This window comes from Phyllobacterium sp. P5_D12 (genome assembly GCF_054049495.1).
This window is the reverse complement of the sequence record NZ_JBFUMG010000546.1, coordinates 1-2,973: the sequence shown is the minus strand read 5'-3', so window position 1 is coordinate 2,973 and position 2,973 is coordinate 1. Positions and strand designations below refer to the sequence as shown.

Genomic DNA, 2,973 nt, shown 5'->3' with positions numbered 1-2,973 from the left:
CATCACAGGCACCGCCGCGCTGGAACTCAATCTGCGCGGCGCGAGACGTGCACTTGCCACCATGTGCATTGGCGTTGGGCAAGGGATTGCCGTCGCACTCGAGAGGGTTTGATCAGACGGTTTGGCCGACCTGCCGATCTGGATAGAAATCCCGCTGATATTGCTATCTCGATTTAGCTGTACCGGCCTGGCGCGTTTCTTGTGCACGCAGCCGCGCCAGCGTCTTCTCGGCCCATTGCCAATCCGGCGCAAGTTCGGTGCTTCGAACAGCAGCGTCGATAGCCTTGTCGCGTTGCCCGTTCACCTCGTAGAGTTGTGATCTCAGCATGTAGACTTCCGCGCGCTCGCGGGCATGGAAGAGAGTTTCGAGCAGGCGATCTGTGGCGATCAGACCCTGTTCCGGATTGGTCTTGTTGCGAACGCGAAGGTTGGCAAGCTTCAACAGCGGCCAGGTCCATTCGGGCTTCGCATCGGATGCGCGCACAAACGCTTCGGCAGCGTCTTCGATATTGTTCAAAGCTTCGTAGCAGCGCCCGAGTAACTGCCAGGCATCGGACGAATCTGGCCGGCGGGCAATGTATTCGCGCAAGGCGTCAGTGCAGGGCTCGTATTTCTGTTGCCGAAACAACACCTGCGCGAGCTGATAATTCCACCAATCGACGCTGCGATCGAGTTCGACGGCTTTGCGCAGTTGGGCTTCAGCCTCTTCAGGCTGTTCCAGCCGCATCAGGGTCAAGGCCAGTTGATGCCGCGAGCGCGCATTCCACGGCTCAGAGCTGACCGCACGCTCCGCGTAAATACGCGCCTCATCCAGCTTCTCACCAAGCCGGGACAATTCGACCGAGACCATGTGCTGTGCCTCAGGATTGTCCGGATGATGGTTTTTCAGCTCCGCCACAAGATCGGGAGGAATGGCTTTGCCGCTATGTGCGGACAACAGCGCCTGATAGACAGCGCGAACCGGGAAGATGGCAGGTTCGATGCTGGCCGCTTGTTGTGTTGCGAATGCCAAATCTTCCTTCGACAGAAGCTTCAGCTTGGTACGAACCACCGAAGCGTAGGTGAAGCTCGGCGTATCGATGGGTGGCTCGATCAAGAAGCGTTCGACGAATTGCGACAGGACAACATCCGGCTGGTAGGCCTCGATCAACTCGCGATCAAATGATTTGCCGTAGACATAGACGAGCGTGCTGAAACTCTCCTTGAGGAAAGGTAACAGGTTACCGCCAAAGGAATCGCCGAACATCACGCAACGCGGCAGCGTTGTGTCCTTGTTGACAAAAACCCTGATCCTCCCGCGGTTCGGAATGCGGTTGTCGAAGGCGAGGCGGCCAGCGGCGCCTTCGATGCGGGCGGACAAAGTGGGCGCAGAAACAGGCGGTTCGAACTTGATACCAAGATCACCGACATAGGGGACCTCTTCAAAAGCCACGCGTGAGCCTTCGACCCGCAGCGGTTCGATGCCACTATTTGAAAGGCCTGCGCAAAAGGCCTGATAGCCGATATATGCCCCAAATCCGCTCCAGTGCGTATCGCTTTTCGGATAGGTTAACCCTTGCATTTTCCCCGCGCGGATTGCCTCAAGAGGATAAATGATTTTCCGCGCGCGTTGCGGGCCAAGGGCAGCCATGATCTGGTGGATGGGGCGTTGTTCGGCAATTTCCACCCAGTCCGGAAGTTGTTCTGAATAGACGAGCTCTTTGTTCGGAGCCACGAACATCAGATGTTGAGCACCGACCGAAGCTACATATTGATCGCGTTCGAGGATCAGTTTTCGCCAAGCGTCAACACCCTGCTGATCCAGCAGATGACGACCGGTGATCTGGTCGATAACGCGATTTGAATCATGATCGAGAAAAATCCAGCCATTTTTGCCCAGGAGATATTTCTTGCTCTTGTCTGCGCGCGACGTGGAAACGAAATCATCACTCATGAACACCTCCAGAGCGGCACGTCCTGCCACTCGCTGTTTTGGAATACGCGAATGCTTTTCACCGAGGTTGCCGCGCCATTCACATCGCCGTCATCTTTACCGGCGAAAGACGCGACCGCGTTGCTGAAGAGAAGCTGCGCGGGCGTGTATGCGAAGGTGTTTCCAACCTCGTATATTTTCCGGTCATCAAAGAAGAACTGAAACCGGTCCTTGCTCCACAACATGCCGTAGCGATGGAAAGCATCGGCCAGTTTCAAGCGCGGGCGGTAAGTCTTGGATAAAACCTGCCTGTCAGGTAACCAGCGACGCGCTGTCACTTGAACCAGATTGGGATACTTGGCTTCTGCCACGTCGAGCTCAAAGCGGGTATCGCCTTCACTCTCGCGCACGGAGGTAAGCCAGAACGCGTTATTGACGCCGGGCTCATTGGCGATCTTCATTTCGCACTCGAAATAACCGTAGCATTGGCGAAAATCACGCGTTCGCACATACCCGCCACTGAACGGCCGCTTGTCACTCAACTTGCCCGTGTTGCGGCCAAGTTTCAATGAAAGCCCGGCGCCCGAAATTGCAACATTCCCGGGTATCCGGATGCTCCTGGTCTCTCCGCCGCTGTCACTAACCTTGATCCAGCGTTGATCGAAGGCGGCATTGTCGGTGAAATCATCATTGAACGAGAGTTGCCATTTGCCTCGCGCGCGTTGGAGCGGAACGGGAATATCCGAGCAAAGCGCGTGAGCAAGTGCAGGCCGCCTCAGCAATCCAGCCGAAGCAATTCCCAAGCCTGCGAGGCTCAGAAAGGAACGTCGGCTGAATTGCGCGCGGCTCTGCGTCATACCGCGGCCTTGGCTGGAGCTTCCTTGAGGCTGCGCAGGCTGGTTTCGAGATTCCAGGCGCGGTTGCGCAAGGTTTCCACCTCTCCGGTCATGAAGTCGATCTCGCTACGGAACCATGCCACGGCTTCGTGGATATTATGGGGAACCTGCACCAGATTGGGTACCGAGAGCGGCTTGTCTGCAGGTGCAGCCACAGGCTTTGGC

At 56.6% G+C, this 2,973-nt stretch carries 2 protein-coding genes and 1 pseudogene; all 3 read right to left on the bottom strand.

Annotated elements, in window-relative coordinates; genetic code table 11:
- Positions 1 to 163 precede the first annotated feature (163 nt).
- Positions 164 to 1,933 (bottom strand): CDC27 family protein, encoded by a 1,770-nt coding sequence (locus ACXJ5O_RS23270; RefSeq protein ID WP_457301977.1) that lies wholly within the window; start codon positions 1,931 to 1,933, stop codon positions 164 to 166.
- Positions 1,930 to 2,769, bottom strand: a complete 840-nt coding sequence (locus ACXJ5O_RS23265; RefSeq protein WP_457301976.1) for a family 16 glycosylhydrolase — start codon at positions 2,767 to 2,769, stop codon at positions 1,930 to 1,932. The genes ACXJ5O_RS23270 and ACXJ5O_RS23265 overlap by 4 nt, the downstream gene beginning before the upstream one ends.
- A pseudogene (locus tag ACXJ5O_RS23260) lies at positions 2,766 to 2,973 on the bottom strand (polysaccharide pyruvyl transferase family protein); the annotation flags it as partial. The gene ACXJ5O_RS23265 and the pseudogene ACXJ5O_RS23260, both read right to left, overlap by 4 nt.

What these genes read in the sequence shown, in the direction of transcription:
- ACXJ5O_RS23270 (WP_457301977.1), bottom strand. Translation starts at nt 1,933, where the DNA reads ATGAGTGATGATTTCGTTTCCACGTCGCGCGCAGACAAGAGCAAGAAA.
- ACXJ5O_RS23265 (WP_457301976.1), bottom strand. Translation starts at nt 2,769, where the DNA reads ATGACGCAGAGCCGCGCGCAATTCAGCCGACGTTCCTTTCTGAGCCTC.